Origin of the sequence: Mesorhizobium tamadayense, from assembly GCF_003863365.1 — a bacterium.
Classification (GTDB): Bacteria; Pseudomonadota; Alphaproteobacteria; order Rhizobiales; family Rhizobiaceae; genus Mesorhizobium; species Mesorhizobium tamadayense.
The window spans coordinates 1-473 of the sequence record NZ_RQXT01000243.1 but is presented as its reverse complement, the minus strand read 5'-3'; the positions used below and the strand labels follow the sequence as shown (position 1 = coordinate 473).

The 473-nt window shown below is 59.6% G+C and carries 1 protein-coding gene; it reads left to right on the top strand.

Annotated elements, in window-relative coordinates; genetic code table 11:
- Positions 1-473: FAD-dependent oxidoreductase (locus EH240_RS37500; RefSeq protein ID WP_125007303.1), on the top strand; the 473-nt coding region annotated here is incomplete at both ends.

Here is a 473-nt window from a genome sequence, read left to right as displayed (position 1 = left end):
ATGGATGAGGATACTGCCTATGTGGAGGCCGTGGGCTCGTCTCGCATGATGGCCTCGCTACAGTTTCTTGGCCTTCCACTGCCTCAGGACGCGCTGGGCGGCACTCTCAGATACAAGACCGACCACGACGAGGTGGGTCGTGCCACCAGCTGCGGTCCACGCACGTCACGTCTGATGGTCAAGGTGCTTGCCGAAGAGGCGATCCGTCTTGATGTTCCGTTCTATAACCACACTACGGCTGCCAAAATCCTCACCTGCGGGGAGGGGATGGATCGCCACGTCGCCGGCATTCTTACGATGCGCCCCAACGACCGAACAACAACAAACCCCTTCGGCCTTGCCCTGTTCGAGTGCTCGGTCCTTGTGCTTGCCGCGGGCGGTCCCGGCGAACTTTATCGTGATAGTGTCTATCCCAACGGCTGCTTCGGGTCGCTCGGCCTTGCGCTCGAAGCTGGTATCGAATTGGTCAATCT